Below are 16,556 nucleotides of genomic sequence, written 5' to 3' on the forward strand. Positions count from 1 at the left end.
TCGACGAACACATTGCCGCCGTTACGCCTCCTCCAGCTCGACCAACACTGTCCCCTCGCTGACCATATCCCCCTCCTGACAGAACAGCGCCTTCACCGTCCCATCATGGGGCGCCCGGATGCTGTGCTCCATCTTCATCGCCTCAAGCACCACCAGCGCAGTACCGGCCTCTACCACCTGCCCCGGCTCCACCAGCACCCGCACGATACTGCCGTTCATCGGCGCCCCCAGCCCGCCCTGGTGGCTGTGGCTGGCCTCGGCCGCAGCGATCGGATCATGGGCACTGACGGCATGCAACTCGCCCTGCCACTGCAGGTACAGCGTGCCACCCCGGCGCACCGCCAGGTGGCGATGGCGCAGACCATCCTGGTCATGACACAGCTGCTCCCCCTCCAGGCGATAAGTCGAAGGCGCGCTGCGCTCCAGTGCCACCGCCTGTTCATGCCCTTCACACTGCAAATGCAGGCTGCTGCGCGCCGGCAATCCCAGGCGCAGGCCATCGCGGGCCGCCCACGGTGAAGCGCGGTCGTCCTGGCGCTTTAGTGCAGGCTCGCTTTGCAGCCACGCCTCGGCGGCAGCTTCCCAGAAATGGGCCGGCAAAGTCTGAGGCGCAGGCAGCAGCACATCCTGATGGCGCGGGATGAACCCGGTGTCCAGCTCCGCCTCGGCAAACGCTGGGTGCGCCAGGATGCGGCGCAGGAAGGCAATGTTGGTTTTCAGCCCGCCAATGGCGAACTCATCGAGCATCGCCAGCAGTCGCAGGCGCGCCTGTTCGCGGTCCTGGCCCCAGGCGATCAGCTTGCCCAACATCGGGTCGTAGAACGGCGATACCACATCGCCCTCGCTGACGCCGCTGTCCACCCGGCGGCCTTCGCCCGGCGCCGACTCGCGGTACAGCGCCAGGGTGCCGGTGGCCGGGAGGAATTCGTTGGCCGGATCCTCTGCGTATAGCCGTACCTCGATGGCGTGGCCGATCAGCGGCACCTGCTCTTGAGTCAAAGGCAGCGGCTCGCCGCAGGCCACGCGGATCTGCCAGGCCACCAGGTCGAGCCCGGTGATGGCCTCTGTGACCGGATGCTCCACCTGCAGGCGGGTGTTCATTTCCATGAAGAAGAACTCGCCACGGGCATCGAGCAGGAACTCGACAGTGCCGGCCCCCACGTAGCCGATGGCCTGGGCAGCGCGCACCGCGGCCTCGCCCATGGCCTTGCGCAGCTCGGGGGAGAGGCCCGGTGCCGGGGCTTCCTCGACCACCTTCTGGTGGCGACGCTGGATCGAGCAGTCGCGCTCGTTGAGGTACAGGCAGTGGCCGTGCTGGTCGGCGAACACCTGGATCTCCACGTGGCGCGGCTTGAGCACGTACTTCTCGACCAACATGCGCGCATCGCCGAACGAAGACTGCGCTTCACGTTGCGCCGAGGCCAGGGCGTCGGCCAGCTGGCTTTCCTCCTCGACCACCTTCATGCCCTTGCCGCCGCCCCCGGCGCTGGCCTTGAGCAGCACCGGGTAGCCGATGCGCTCGGCGGCGGCGCGGAAGGTCTCCAGGTCTTGGGCCTGGCCGTGGTAGCCCGGCACCAGCGGCACGCCGGCGGCCTCCATCAGCGCCTTGGCCGCCGACTTGCTGCCCATCGCATCGATGGCGCTGGCCGGTGGGCCAAGGAAGATCAGCCCGGCCTGTTCGATGGCGCGGGCAAAACCGGCGTTCTCCGAGAGGAAGCCATAGCCTGGGTGGATGGCTTGGGCGCCGCTGGCCTTGGCGGCGGCGAGCAGCTTGTCGATCACCAGGTAGCTGTCGGCGGCCTTGCTGCCACCGAGGTCGACACGGATGTCGGCCTCGCGGCTGTGCCGCGCGTCGCGGTCGGTGGCGCTGTGCACGGCCACGGTGGTCAGGCCCATGGCCTTGGCGGTGCGCATCACCCGGCAGGCGATTTCGCCGCGGTTGGCGACCAGCAGGGTGGTCAGCGTGGGTCGGCTCATGGGCGCGGTTCCTTGTTGTCTTGCCAGGCAGGGCGGCGTTTTTCCAGGAAGGCGCGCAGGCCCTCCTGGCCTTCGGCGCTGACGCGGATGCGGGCGATGGTGTTCTCGCAGTAGCGGCGCAGGGCCGGGCTCAGCTCACCGTCATCCACTTCGCGCAGCAGGTCCTTGGTGGCGCGCAGCGCCTGCGGGCTGTTCTGCAGCAGGTTGTCGACCCAGGCCTCGACCTGGGCGTCCAGTTCGGCGGCCGGGTACACCTCGGCCAGCAGGCCCAGGTCGCGGGCGCGCACGCCGCTGAAGCGCTCGGCGGTGAGGGCGTAGCGGCGGGCGGCGCGCTCGCCGATGGCCTTGACCACGAACGGGCTGATCACCGCCGGAGCCAGGCCGATGCGCACCTCCGACAGGCACAGTTGGGCGTCCTCGGCGCCGATGGCTATGTCGCAGCAACTGATCAGCCCCAGCGCGCCGCCGAAGGCCGCGCCTTGTACCACGGCCAGGGTCGGCGCCTTGAGCCGGTGCAGGGCGTACATCAGCTCGCCCAGCTCATGGGCGTCGTCCAGGTTGGTGTTGAAGTCTAGTTGCGCCGACTGCTGCATCCATGCCAGGTCGGCGCCGGCGCTGAAGTGCCGGCCACGGCCGCGCAGCACCACGAAGCGCAGGCCGCTATCCTCGCCCAGCTGGTCGAGGGCGACGATCAGTTCGCGGATCATCTGCGCGTTGAAGGCGTTGTTCTTGTCTTCCCGGCTCAGCCACAGGGTGGCGAAACCGCGAGGGTCCTTGACCAGTTCAAGGGTGGCGAATTCGCTCATGGGTCACATCCGGAATATGCCGAAGCGGCTCTGTTCGATCGGGGCGTTCAGCGCGGCGGACAGCGCCAGGCCGAGCACGTCGCGGGTCTGCGCCGGGTCGATGACACCGTCGTCCCACAGTCGGGCGCTTGAGTAGTAGGGGTGGCCCTGGCGCTCATACTGGTCGAGGATCGGCTGCTTGAGCTTCTTCTCGTCATCGGCGCTGAACACCTCGCCGCTGCGCTCGCTCTGCTCGCGCTTGACCTGGGCCAGCACGCCGGCCGCCTGTTCGGCGCCCATCACGCCGATGCGTGCGTTGGGCCACATCCACAGGAAGCGCGGGTCGTAGGCGCGGCCGCACATGCCGTAGTTGCCGGCGCCGAAGCTGCCGCCGATGATCACCGTGAACTTCGGTACCTGGGCGCAGGCCACTGCCGTCACCAGCTTGGCGCCGTGCTTGGCGATGCCGCCTTCCTCGTATTTTTTCCCGACCATGAAACCGGTGATGTTCTGCAGGAACAGCAGCGGGATGCCGCGCTGGCAGGCCAGTTCGATGAAGTGCGCGCCTTTTTGCGCGGCCTCGGCGAAGAGGATGCCGTTGTTGGCCAGGATCGCCACCGGGTAGCCGTGCAGGTGGGCGAAGCCGCACACCAGGGTGGTGCCGAACAGCGCCTTGAATTCATCGAACACCGAACCATCGACCAGCCGCGCAATCACCTCGCGCACATCGAACGGCTGCTTGGCGTCGGCCGGAACCACGCCGTATAGCTCTTCTGCGCCATACAACGGTGCAATCGGCGCCTGGCATTGCAGCTTGCCCTGCTTGTGCCAGTTGAGGTTGGCGACGCTGCGCCGGGCGATGGCCAGGGCGTGCTCGTCGTTGTCGGCATAGTGGTCGGCCACGCCGCTGGTGCGGCAGTGCACGTCGGCGCCGCCGAGGTCCTCGGCACTGACTACCTCGCCGGTCGCGGCTTTTACCAAAGGGGGGCCGGCGAGGAAGATGGTCGCCTGCTGGCGCACCATGATCGCTTCGTCGGCCATGGCTGGCACGTAGGCGCCACCGGCGGTGCACGAGCCCATCACCACGGCGATCTGCGGTATCCCCAGGGCGCTCATGTTGGCCTGGTTGAAGAAGATCCGCCCGAAGTGCTCGCGGTCGGGGAACACCTCGTCCTGGCGTGGCAGGTTGGCGCCGCCGGAGTCCACCAGGTAGATGCATGGCAGGCGGTTCTGCAGGGCGATGGTCTGGGCGCGCAGGTGCTTCTTCACCGTCAGCGGGTAGTAGGAGCCGCCTTTGACCGTGGCGTCGTTGGCCACGATCATGCACTCCACGCCTTCGACGCGGCCGATGCCGGCGATCACGCCCGCAGCCGGCACGTCTTCGCCGTACACCTCATGGGCGGCCAGCTGGCCGATCTCGAGGAACGCCGAGCCTGGGTCGAGCAGGCGGTCGATGCGCTCGCGAGGCAGCAGCTTGCCCCGCGAGGTATGCCGCTCCTGGGCCTTCGGCCCGCCGCCCTGACTGACCTGGGCGAGCAGGCCGCGCAGGGCCTGGACCTGTTCGAGCATGGCCGCGCTGTTGGCGGCGAACTCCGCCGAGCGCGGGTTGATCTGGGTATGCAGGGTAGCCATGTGCGCCCGTTCCTTGTGCTCAGCGGGTTTCGTTGAACAGTTCGCGGCCGATCAGCATCCGGCGGATTTCGCTGGTGCCGGCGCCAATCTCGTACAGCTTGGCGTCGCGCAACAGGCGGCCAGCCGGGAATTCATTGATGTAGCCGTTGCCGCCGAGGATCTGGATCGCTTCCAGGGCCATCTGCGTGGCGCGTTCGGCGGTGTAGAGGATGACCCCGGCGGCGTCCTTGCGGGTGGTCTCGGCGCGGTCGCAGGCCTGGGCCACGGCGTACAGGTAGGCGCGGCTGGCGTTGAGCTGGGTGTACATGTCGGCGATCTTGCCCTGGATCAGCTGGAACTCGCCGATGCTCTGGCCGAACTGCTTGCGGTCGTGGATGTACGGCACCACCAGGTCCATGCAGCTCTGCATGATGCCGGTCGGGCCGCCGGACAGCACCACGCGCTCGTAGTCCAGGCCGCTCATCAGCACGCGCACGCCGCCGTTGAGCTGGCCGAGGATGTTTTCTTCCGGCACTTCGACGCCGTCGAAGAACAGCTCGCAGGTGTTGGAGCCGCGCATGCCGAGCTTGTCGAACTTGTTGCTGCGGCTGAAGCCTTTCCAGTCGCGCTCGACGATGAACGCGGTGATGCCGTGGGGGCCCTTGTCCAGGTCGGTCTTGGCGTAGATCACGTAGGTGTTGGCGTCGGGGCCGTTGGTGATCCAGGTCTTGCTGCCGTTGAGCACGTAGCGGTCGCCGCGTTTTTCGGCGCGCAGTTTCATCGACACCACGTCGGAGCCGGCGTTGGGCTCGCTCATGGCCAGGGCGCCGATGTGCTCGCCGCTGATCAGCTTGGGCAGGTACTTGAGCTTCTGCTCGTGGCTGCCGTTGCGGTTGATCTGGTTGACGCACAGGTTGGAGTGGGCGCCGTAGGACAGGGCCACTGACGCCGAGCCCCGGCTGATCTCTTCCATCGACACCACGTGGGCCAGGTAGCCCAGGCCGGCGCCGCCGTATTCTTCGGGCACGGTGATGCCCAGCAGGCCCATGTCGCCGAACTTGCGCCACATGTCGGCGGGGAACAGGTTGTCGTGGTCGATCTGCGCGGCGCGCGGCGCCAGCTCGGCGGCGACGAAGGTGCGCACCTGGTCGCGGAGCATGTCGATGGTCTCGCCCAGGGCGAAGTTCAGGCTGGGGTAATGCATGTGGGCACCTTCTTGTTCTTGAAATTTGGGTACCACGGCGACCTTGCGGAAACGGGGTTGTGGGAGCGGGCTTGCCCCGCGATGCCCGTCAGAACGGCCAGCTGTGTTGCCTGGTCCGGCCTCATCGCGGGGCAAGCCCGCTCCCACAACCGCGCTCCCGTCCGGTCGTCGTGATGCGTGGTTGACGTTAACGTAAACCTGCCTTCCGGGGCTGTCAATCGGATCATCACCTTTACGTAAACGTAAATCTGCGCCAGAGTATTCGCCGCCTGCTTCAGTCATGCCCAGAACAACCACAAGAAGGGATCACCATGCCTCAACCAAGCTATACCCGCGGCCGTCAAGACCACCCCTTGCTGACCCTGACCATCGGCCAGGCCTTCGATGCCACCGTCGCCCGCCACGGCGAGCGCGAGGCGCTGGTGGTGCGCCACCAGGGGCTGCGCTACAGCTGGCGCGCGCTCGCCGCCGAGGTCGATGTGCAGGCCCAGGCCTTGATGGCGCTGGGGGTGGAGGTGGGCGAGCGGGTTGGCATCTGGGCGCCCAACTGCGCCCAGTGGTGCATCCTGCAACTGGCCACGGCCAAGGTCGGCGCGATCCTGGTCAACATCAACCCGGCCTACCGGGTGGGCGAGCTGGAGTACGTGCTGCGCCAGTCCGGCTGCCGCTGGCTGGTGTGCGCCGATGCCTTCAAGACTTCCGACTACCACGCGATGGTGCAGGAACTGGTGCCGGAGCTGGCGACCCACGCATTGGGCGAACTGGCCAGCGAACGCCTGCCCGACCTGCGTGGCGTGATCAGCCTGGCCGCCGAGCCGCCCTCGGGTTTCCTGCCCTGGGCCGCGCTGGCCGGGCGGGCAGGGGCGGTCGAGGTTGAGTCCTACCAGGCGCGGCAACAGGGCCTGCAGTTCGACCAGCCGGTGAACATCCAGTACACCTCCGGCACCACCGGCGCGCCCAAGGGCGCGACCCTGAGCCACTACAACATCCTCAACAACGGCTACATGGTCGGCCAGAGCCTGGGCCTGAGCGAGCGCGACCGCATGGTGATCCCGGTGCCGCTGTACCACTGCTTCGGCATGGTCATGGCCAACCTCGGCTGCATCACCCACGGCAGCACCATGGTCTACCCCAACGATGCCTTCGACGCCGAGCTCACCCTGCGCGCCGTGGCCGAGGAGCGCGCCAGCATCCTGTATGGCGTGCCGACCATGTTCATCGCCATGCTCGACCATCCGTCACGCCAGGCCATGGACCTTTCCAGCCTGCGCAGCGGCATCATGGCCGGTGCCACCTGCCCGATCGAGGTGATGCGCAAGGTGATCGACCAGTTGCACATGGCCGAGGTGCAGATCGCCTACGGCATGACCGAGACCAGCCCGGTGTCGCTGCAGACCGGTCCCGACGATGGCCTGGAGCTGCGCGTGACCACCGTGGGCCGTACCCAGCCGCACCTGGAGACCAAGCTGGTGGACGCCGACGGGCGCATCGTCGCACAGGGTGAGATCGGCGAGCTGTGCACTCGCGGCTACAGCGTGATGCTTGGTTATTGGGACAACCTGCAGGCCACCCATGACGCCATCGACCCGGCCGGCTGGATGCACAGCGGCGACCTGGCGGTGATGGACGAAGCCGGTTACGTGCGCATCGTCGGGCGCAACAAGGACATGATCATTCGCGGCGGCGAGAACATTTACCCGCGTGAGCTGGAGGAGTTCTTCTACACCCACCCGGCAGTGGCTGATGCGCAGGTGATCGGCATTCCGTGCAGCCGCTATGGCGAGGAGATTGTGGCCTGGATCAAGCTGCATCCCGGGCACCACACCACGGTCGAGGAACTACAGGGTTGGTGCAAGGGACGGATCGCACATTTCAAAGTGCCGCGGCATATCCGCTTTGTTGACGAATACCCGATGACGGTGACGGGCAAGGTGCAGAAGTTCAGGCTGCGGGAAATCAGTGTGGCGCAGATTGAGGGGCAATGATAATCGGGCGCCTTCCCCAAAAGCATCTTTACAGGAGAAGGCGCATGGATCAGGCTTTCCTCAACAAGTCCGCCAAGGAAGCGATAGTGTCGACATCTTCCAACTCATCAGCGGACAACTCAATGTTAAATTTTTCTTTCAAATATCCTGCCAGCTTGTTGTTATTGACGACCTCGTTAAGGGGTGTGGTGTCGGTGAGGTCCTCGACTTTCTGGTCGTACTTGTCAGCGAGTAGCGCTTTGAGTTCATCTGATATAACCATGATTGACTCCGAGGTTTGGTTAGGGGGGTCGCATAACTGCAATAGTTGAAGCACCTCAGCTGGTGAGTCAGGCTCGGACCGGATGTGATACAGATCCAGTACTGTCGAAGGACTAAGGGTGTAAATTGCAGGGCCAAGTGCGTCTCGACCCTGCAGGGTGGGTTTGGGTGAAGCGCCAGGGCTATCCTTTGGCAATATCCTTTATGTCTGCGACGTTTATCTTGTAGGTTGAATATGGCTTCGTTCGCGTAGTTACACTGATATGATCTTTATCTATGCTGTTCAACTTGACCCGTCCGCTGAGGCTCCCCGACTGCAACGTGACCACTTCGCCAACCCATGCTTTGGCGTCTTTCAGCATCTTCGCGCGCTGTTGTATGGCCTCGGCAGCCTTGCGTGCTGAGGCAGCGTTCGTTGCAGCTTCAGCTGCCTGTTCGGCGGCCTTCTTCGCCTTTCCGCCCTGGGTAACAGCATCCGCATATTTTTTGGCCTCCAATGCAGTTTCGGCAGCTTTCAAGGCCGTTGTTGCTTGGTTGACAGCGCTACGCGCCTGGTCGACTGCGTTGTTGACCTTTTGGGTTTCATCGGCAGCTTCGGGGGCCGAAAGAGCAGACACCTTGGCGTCGTCCTGCGCAGCTTTCAGTGATTTTTTTGCATCCAGCTCGGCTTGCCTGGCTGCAGTGACGGCGGCGGTTGCGGAGGTTATGCGCTTGGCCTCGGCAGCTTTTCTGTCTTTTTCGGCTTTACGCTTTTTCTCGGCAGCCGCCTTATCTTCTTCGTCTTTACGCTTTTTCTCGGCAGCTTTTTTTTCTGCATCGGCTTTACGCTTGCGCTCGGCGGCGGCGGCCAGATCGTCTTTGCGCTTTTTCTCGGCGGCGGCGGCTAGATCGTCTTTACGCTTTTTCTCGGCGGCGGCGGCCAGCTCGTCGTTACGCTTTTTCTCGGCGGCGGCGGCCAGATCGGCTTTGCGTTTTGCCTCTGCCACTCTGGTCGCCTCGGCCTCTTCGGCTGCTGTAGCTTCGCTCGCTTTGACTGATGCCAGCAACGTCTTGACCTGACTGGTGAACGCCGGACCGCCATCTACCGCGCTGTAGCTGATCTGGATCTCAATGTCTGTTACCACGCACTTTCCATCCTTGTACAACACCGAGTGGGCCAAGTCTTCATTCGGGAACGACAGCACCCAACTCGAGATCGCGCCCGTGCCCTCGAAGGGTTGATAGCGGGTTTCGTCCTTGGGTGATGGTTGCAGGTCGAAGTTGCGGGTGACCTCCTTGGCCGACCAGATAGCCGCTTGCTGGTTCGGTCGCAGGTCGCGCAACAGGTTGTCCTCGTTGCCTTCACTGGCCGAATAGAGGCGCTGGGCGCCTGCGTTGTCATTGCTGAGCAGGACAATGTTCTTTGTCTGGGTCAACAGGGCAGCGACAGGCCCGGACAACGTTTTATCCTTCTCCTTGAAAGTCAGCACTATTCGCTCGATCCTCCTCAGATAGTGGCCTGGATACTGCGCGTCGAAGTGCCGGGCCTTCAGGTCGAAGAGCACTTCGCCGTTCTTCACGTGCCCTTGCAACTGTTCGGCGGTCCAGCCCATGCACGTGCACAGCGACAGGTTCAGGCGGATATCCAGCGGGCGTTCGTTGTTGGTGATTGCCGCGACATCCATTTGTATCAGGTCGCGCTCCAGTGACTCCCCGGCGAGCATGCCACGCCAGTTGTCGAGCCAGCCGTCGGTGCGGATCCAGGTGTTGCGGAAATCGCCCAGCTCGTATTGCAGGCAGGCTTGGGCCATCAGGCACAGCGACAGGGTGGCGTCGTAGGCGGTGCTATAGATGTCCGTCAGGCGCCCGATCAGCCACAGGTAGGTCGGGTGGCTGGCGAAAACTGTGGTCATTACCTGGAACTCTTCACGGTGCGCCGCGATCTGCGCGCGGGCCTCTTCAACGGCAATGTGCGCGGCACGAATGTGAATGTCCTGTTCAAGCAACTGCTGGTCGATGACCCGTAGTTCCAGCCGGGCTTGATCGGCCTCGAATTGCCACTCCTGGCCGCGCAGTTGATAGCCTGCTTGTCGGTGCAATTCGTTACTGGTGGTCTCAAATATCTTGCCTAACGTTTCAGTCCCAAATGCCATGCATTTCATGGAAGTGGCAGGCTTGGCACCACCGAACGCCAGACCGAAGATGGTGGGAACTGCATCGATGAACCCGGCGGCGGCCTGGAAGGGTATGGACATCGCATACTGTGACTGTGCCCAATAGCCCATACCGATAGCGGCTTCCTCCAAAGGGGTGATACCGACGTCCACGAGGCCTTGGTAGTAGCCCAGGCGTTGCTCCACCATGCGTTTGCTGGCCAGCAAGGTATCGCGCCCCCGCTTTGCCGACTCCAGGGCCTGCTCCTGCAGGCGGCGGGGGAATTCGAGCAGGTTGATGACGTTGGTTTTGCTCAGCAATGCCAGTTTCTGCGCGCCTTCGCTTTCATAGAAGCGCAGCTGGGTCTGCCCCAACTCGATCAATTGCAGCACCGCCGCATCGGCGCTTTTGCGCACTTCATCGTACCGGCACGGAGGTACCGGGCGGGCAACCTTGATGCGGCCACCCACCTCCATAGCCGGGCCACCATAGCCCAGGGCCAACTGGTTGTAGGCACCTGGCTCAAGCAGCAGCGTCGCAGGCTTGCCATCCAGGGTCAGGCCGTGGCGAAGGTTGAACAGCCGGTTGCGCAGCAGGTCGCGCAATTCGATCAGCTTGTTGTTGAGCGGTGGCACGAAGTCGGCCGAGCGGGCTGCGGCCAGTGCCCGTGCGTGGCTGGGCGCGTTGGAGAACTGCTCGGGCAGCACGCCGATCAGGCGCAGCGCCTTGTCATAGCAAATGGCGGCTTCGACCAACGTGTCGCGGGTCAGTTGGCGGTACAGGTCGTCACCCTGGCGTTGCCAGCTGTCGGCCACGAACAAGTGCAAAGCCTTGCGATAGCGCTCGGGGGCGGCGTAGGCCAGCAGGTCGGGGTCGTTCTCCGCCTGACCGGCAGCGAAGGCCGCCAGGCCGCTGATCGGTTGGCTCAGCCAGTAGGGCGGGGCATGATCGCCAGTCGGTGCCCAGGTGCGATAGGGGTCGAACAAGTGCCGGGTGCACCAGCGCCAGGCCTCGCGGTACTCGCGGTTCTGGCGTAATTGCCAGGCCACCAGGAACGGCACGTGGAAGAACAGCTCCCAGAAATACAGGCCATTGGCGCTGCTGAAGTCGACGGTACTGCGATCATCCGCTGAGGTGATTGCGGGCTCGGGCAAGCACTGAGCCTCCCAGGAAAGCGCGCGTTCAACCGACTGGGTTGCCAATGCCACCAGTTGTTTGCCAAACAGGGTATTGAGGCGCACGCTCTGGACGGGGAGTTGTTGCGCAGAGGGGGCTTTCTGGTTGGCTTCGGCAAAGTCCATGTACAGGGCCTGCTCACCATTACGCCGGATTTGCACGCTCGGTACCGCGTCGTCTGCCCTGTCTTCCAAGTCAAAGACCTCAGTCGCAGAGCCCAGCGCTTCAGTGGGCGCTTTTTCATCGGCCAACGTCAAGCTGACGCTGTAGTGAGTGACATCCCTGTTGAAAGGGCACAGCACTTCACTGTGGCCCTTGCCATCGGCGACCAGGGTGTCTTCGAAAACCATCTCGTGATTAGGGTCAAGGTAGAGCAAGATTCTACGGCAGGCGGCAGGGTGAAGATGACGTAAGCGTACCGCTGTTTCCAGGGAGACATCGGTGGGTAAGGAAAAGTTTTCCTTGTTTAATTCGGTAACTTCTTCACTTATAAAATCGCTAATTATTTCTGCCCGGTTGAGGTTGATAGCCTGAGCTACAGCTTCGCTGATTGCAATTCGGCCCCCCGGCTTGGTGTCCTCAGGTAAGCCGACTGTCTGGCAATAGACCTGTCTTGAGAGGTAGCGTACTTTCAATAACGACTGCTTGAAGCGGCTGAATTGCGTAGGGTTGTTGCTTGCGTAGCTTTTCAATCCACCCAGTCTTAATTCATTGAGCAGCGTCTGGTCGGCGACAGGTAAGGTCCAGGTTGAATTATCCGAGGGTGGGAGGGTAATGGTCACCTTTGACTTTAGCAGGGCATGCTGGTGAGTGTGGGTGTTGAGACTTACGATTAAGTCCACATCAGGTAAGCCATGGTCCACGCTTCCTGTTAGTGAGAACGTTATATTTGATGGTGCAGCTTGTTTTGGAACTGGTTCTTTGCTCGTGAGTTTTTTGCCGGTGAGGTTTGAGAAATGCCCGATAACGCTAGAGTCGCCGATTGCAGCGTTTATCATAAACACTTTAGTTAGTTTGCCGCTAGGGTTGTCTAGCGTCATCTCTACTGTCAGATAATTTTCTAGGAAGTGAGATTCTACTTCTTTGAGGCGTTCCTTAGAAGTAACACCGAAGTGGTTGGCTAGCTCATTGTCTGCGAACTCTTTGGCGTCTTCTTCAGAAACCGCACTTGCTGTAATCGTTACCCGTAAAGGCCGCGGGAAGTAGGCGTGTGTAATCTCGAATGGTTCAATATTCCAGTCAGCGCTTTGGGTTGCCCAAACGCCATCAAAATCAACCCTTAAGTTTAAGTGTTCTTGGTCGCCCGACAGGGAGGGCGATAGTCTAGGAAGCCCTTTGGGGGACAGCTCATAGAATTTGCCTAATGTCGTGTCGCTCGCCGCTGCGCTCCACGAGAATGGCGAAGTCTTGTTGTCGTCATTCTGCAATGCGATCACAGCACCTATGTAAGGATGCTGAACGACACGTGGGTCGCTAAAAAATTTAAGCCAGTTCTTTATCAGTTTCTGTTCCAAAGGTCTTGCCACTTTGTCTATGACATCCAGTTCTTTGGCTTCGATCAACAACAGGTCTCGCATGACGATTGAGTAATCGGGCCCTGGTCGCCATTCCAACTTGGCCTTGCCTTGGGGGAAGTTATCTGCATGCGCGTCGAACAGTAATACCGTCAACCAAGGGTCACTCTGGCGGTCGCCGGTTTGGTTCACCATCACCATCAGCCCGGGCTGAAAGGCCTTGGTCTTGAGCGAAGAATTGTTTTTCGCAGTACCCTGTTTGATATCCCCCGGCACTGCGGTAGGGTCGAATTGCCCGTTGGCATCACGGCCGTCCAGGCGCAGCAACTCATTCGGCGGGCTCCAGGCCCCATCGGTTTGCTGAAAGGTGAAGCACACCCGCAACGGGTAATACTGGCTGGGTTTGTTGTCCGACCCCATGGCAATCGACGTGGTTTCCCACTCCACCCAGACGACATAGCGACGGCCGGCGATGATGACAGGGCGGACCAACTCGATATGCGTACGCACGTCTTGCTCAAGCAGTGAGTCTTCCGCTTGTTTCGCCGTTTCGGCAGCGGACTTTTTCTGCGCCTCGGCTGCCTGTTCGGCGGCGGATCCCCCTGTCCTCTCCTCATACTGCAATGGCGATGTCTTTGCCAAGGGGGTCGTCGCCAAGGTGCCACTGATCGGCAGCGCAATTTTCTCCCACTCCCCCCACGCCAACATGCTTGGCGCGCCGAGCTGGTCACGCTGGTGCAAGTCCAGGGTGCGCCAGTAGTACTCGACGGGTTCTACGTTGGTCTTGCCGATGAAGTGATAGGTATCCTCCAGCGGTGAGGTGCCATCGGCATAGGCCGAAATCGGCTGGATATTGCTGAGTTTCTCGAACGTGCTCAGGTAACCCACCATGGCCGTCTGGATGTCCTGCGGCTGGCACTTGCCTTGTGCGAGCAGGTTTTCCAGCTCTTTGAATGCCGTGGTCTTGCGTGCACGGCGGGTCGGGTCGATAAAATTCTGCGGCTCGTTGCGCACCTGCTGACGCAGTTTCCAATGCTCGTAACTGCTGGCATAGTTTTCCCATTCGTCACGTTCGGCTTCGGTGAACAGGGTGCTGCGGTAGCCCATCTCCTGGCGCGAATGCACCTGGTGCAGGTAACGCTGCAGGCTGGCGATGGCCGAGGCGACCCGGGTGGTGCGTGGCTCATGGGAGACTTGCAGGTCGATCAGCAAATAGTCCGCCAGCGCTTGTGGCGTGTTGATCCAGCTGCGCTGGCTGGCTGTCGGTACCCAGCTGGCGAGCACCCAGTTCACCAGCGCGTCACGCCAGGCCACGCTCAGGTGCTCGTCCAATAGCTTGCGCTGCTTGGCGGTGCAACTTTGCCGCAACGCCGTGGCGGCTTGCTGGAACGGCGTGTAGGTGCTGGCAGAGGGCAGTGCGCCAAGCTCGACCAAGGCATCTACCGACAGCCGCTGTTGCTGCGACAGGTCCAGCAGCCGCAGTAACCGGTCGATTTCCCCCAGCGTGGTGGGAGGCGTCAGCGAGGTCAGGCGTGCCAGGCTGCCTTGCGGTTCACCGAGTACGCTTTCCAGTGCGGCCCAGGCAGTGGCAATCCGGCTTCCGGTCATTGAGCCGTGCACGTGGATATCCACCTCGGCCAGGTAGTGGGTCACATCGCGTTCGCCGGTGTCTTTCGGCAGCCTGCTAAGCAGCGCCGTGTAGCGGGTGAGTAGATAGGCAGTCGCGATGTCAAGGTGGCGCAGCACCGTACCGGTTTCATCAAGCAGGTCGAACCACTCGGGTTTTTCGAGCAGCTGTTTCAGCGTCCCGGCGCTGAGCTCGAGCAGTTTCACGAACGTGCTGTATTGTTCAAGCAGGGACCAATCTTCAATATCTGTTTCAGTGAAACACCTGTCTGGGGGCAGCTGTCCCTCAGCGTGCTTGCGCTGGATGGCGCATACGTTGTCGCGAAACGCCTTTGTGTCGAGGCCTGCCCAGCACAACAGTGGCTGCACCAGCGCCACGTCTTCGAGATGCAGTGCCTGGTTCAGCGCCCTATGCAGCGAGCTTTCGTCGCCTGCCGGGTCCAGGCGGGAAGCCTGGCAGATGCTGTGCCAACCTGGCTTGACTTTGGTGTCCTTGGCCTGCAGCGTCAGAAGGAGTTCGCCGACGCCCCAAGTTTGCTGCTGCAGCCATTGCATGGCGCCCATCATGCCGATGATCACATCGACGATATCCGCCTCTGTCGTGTCGGTGCCAAGGCAGGGCGTACCGGCCAACTGGTTTTTGTAGGCCGAGTCTTCCTGCGCGAGTAGCCTAAGGGCGTCCATCCCGGCGTTGGGGCTCATGCCGAACAAGCGGGGAAGGGCAGTCAAGCGGTAGCAGGCCGACACCACTTCGATGGTACGCGTGGGTAGCGTCAGGCCCTGCGCTTCGACCACCCACTCCAGTACCGCGCGCAGCACCGTTTCGTCCACCTTGAGGGCCAGGCACAGCTGCTTGACGGTGAGCGCGTCGGCACCACCGGTGGCCTTAGGGTCGAACTCACTGCTGTCGAGCTTGAGAACAGCCGCCGCCGGAGCATCCTCGTCGGTGTTTTCAGGGGCGAACAGCTGGTCGTAGAAGGGTTTGTCGCCGTTGGCGCCGTAGGGCCGGATCTCACAGATGAACGCTGCGTACTGATGGGCGCTCACAGCGTATTTCTGTTGCAAATGACGGAACAGGCCGAGTGCGCGCAAGGTGTGGGCGGTGATGGTATGGCCTTCGCCCAGGTCCTCGGCCCAGATCGCAGCCATGACCACTGAGTCGGCCTCGGCGGGCTTGAGTCCCAGTGCTCGCTGTATGTGCACGATATGCTGAAGGCGAACGAGGTGATCATCGGTGACGCCGGTGATCTCTACAGTGCTGTCTGCCAGGTCCGGCTGAGTGAGGTAAAGGGGCGCATTGCCGTTGTTGATATACGCAGCGCCGTAATGCTCGCTCGAGCCTGCATAATAGTCCGCCTCCGAGATATGCTGGCTCAGGGTTACCGAGCTGCGGCCGTTGCCGATGGCGCTCACCGCCAGTAGTTGACGCAGCGCCTTGCGCGTCAGCCCCAGGGCTTTGCTTACTTCTTGTGTGGTGGCGAGGCCTTTCAACGGGGAGTGGGCGGCGTTGGCGTCAAGCAGCAGTGCCTGCAGCTCGGGGGAGAAGCCGCTGCTCAAGGTGGTGGCTGCACGCTGCGAGGGTCGGCTGAGGTTGTCGAAGATGAATGAGGGGTGGTCGATGTCGCTGCTGCGTAGCGCATCCCAGAGCGGTAGTTGCTTGATCGCCAGGGTGGCTTTGATCGACTCCCAGGCATGGTGGAACGGTACGCTGCCCTGGTGTACCAAACTGGCCACGGCTTGTTGCAGCGTCTGCTCGGCTGCCAGCGATTCGCAGGCGTGGCTTTCCAGCAGGCCCAGCACCAGGCGCAAGGCGGGCAGTGTCTTTTTCGCGCTCTTCTCGTCGAGCTTGAGCTGCAGCAGGTCGGGGCGCCTTTGCTGCAGGGTGGCTGGGGCCGATACATCGGCACGTGTTTCCAGCGCCTCGATCAGCTCCTTGAGGTAGACCAGATACCCCATGTGGCTGGTGTTGGCCTGTGGCGCGCCGGGTGCGCAGCGGGTGCTGGCATCCGGGAACAGGCTCATGTAGGAGGCTGCGTCCTTGCGGGCGACGGTAACGTTGCTGGCAGTCGGAGAAAAGATGTCGTTCATCGCGTTGTCCTTGCGAGAGTGTGGCCTTAGGTGGGCAAGTCGTGACGGAACCATGGGAGACATGCTCACGGTATGCCTGGGGGGGCATGGGCGCACCTGGCAAAAATATCAGGTCGGCTATATCACGGTGGCGTGGGAGCCAGGTTGTCGAGGCGATGCGCGGCTACTGAGACAGTCCGCAGGTCGGTGTTGACGA

At 62.4% G+C, this 16,556-nt stretch carries 7 protein-coding genes; 1 reads left to right on the forward strand and 6 read right to left on the reverse strand.

What is annotated here, in order from left to right:
• Window positions 1-21: 21 nt before the first annotated feature.
• Genes KHO27_RS05305 through KHO27_RS05320 form a run of 4 tightly spaced genes read right to left on the reverse strand, consistent with a single transcriptional unit; the run spans window position 22 to window position 5,577 of the window.
• Window positions 22-1,977 carry an acetyl/propionyl/methylcrotonyl-CoA carboxylase subunit alpha gene (locus tag KHO27_RS05305; RefSeq protein ID WP_214501310.1) on the reverse strand — a complete coding sequence of 652 codons (1,956 nt, stop codon included), beginning with the start codon at window positions 1,975-1,977 and terminating at the stop codon, window positions 22-24.
• Entirely contained in the window at window positions 1,974-2,783 is an 810-nt protein-coding gene (locus KHO27_RS05310) for a gamma-carboxygeranoyl-CoA hydratase (protein WP_214501311.1), read from the reverse strand. The genes KHO27_RS05305 and KHO27_RS05310 overlap by 4 nt, the downstream gene beginning before the upstream one ends.
• A gap of 3 nt (window positions 2,784-2,786) precedes the next feature.
• Entirely contained in the window at window positions 2,787-4,394 is a 1,608-nt protein-coding gene (locus KHO27_RS05315) for a carboxyl transferase domain-containing protein (protein WP_110698639.1), read from the reverse strand.
• A gap of 19 nt (window positions 4,395-4,413) precedes the next feature.
• Window positions 4,414-5,577 carry an isovaleryl-CoA dehydrogenase gene (locus KHO27_RS05320; protein WP_102684456.1) on the reverse strand — a complete coding sequence of 388 codons (1,164 nt, stop codon included), beginning with the start codon at window positions 5,575-5,577 and terminating at the stop codon, window positions 4,414-4,416.
• 311 nt (window positions 5,578-5,888) lie between these two features.
• On the opposite strand from KHO27_RS05320, the gene KHO27_RS05325 reads away from it, so the two are divergent.
• Window positions 5,889-7,562: an AMP-binding protein gene (locus KHO27_RS05325; protein WP_214501312.1), complete on the forward strand. Its 1,674-nt coding sequence runs from the start codon at window positions 5,889-5,891 to the stop codon at window positions 7,560-7,562.
• A 49-nt stretch (window positions 7,563-7,611) separates the two neighbouring features.
• Here KHO27_RS05325 and KHO27_RS05330 read toward each other — a convergent pair whose 3' ends face one another.
• Together KHO27_RS05330 and KHO27_RS05335 are read right to left on the reverse strand one after the other, a co-directional pair.
• Window positions 7,612-7,824, reverse strand: coding sequence for an acyl carrier protein (locus KHO27_RS05330; protein WP_214501313.1), 213 nt, complete (start codon window positions 7,822-7,824; stop codon window positions 7,612-7,614).
• A 181-nt stretch (window positions 7,825-8,005) separates the two neighbouring features.
• Entirely contained in the window at window positions 8,006-16,360 is an 8,355-nt protein-coding gene (locus tag KHO27_RS05335) for a Tc toxin subunit A-related protein (protein ID WP_214501314.1), read from the reverse strand.
• Window positions 16,361-16,556 lie beyond the last annotated feature (196 nt).

It is taken from the genome of Pseudomonas sp. RC3H12 (genome assembly GCF_018596375.1).
Taxonomy (GTDB): Bacteria; Pseudomonadota; Gammaproteobacteria; order Pseudomonadales; family Pseudomonadaceae; genus Aquipseudomonas.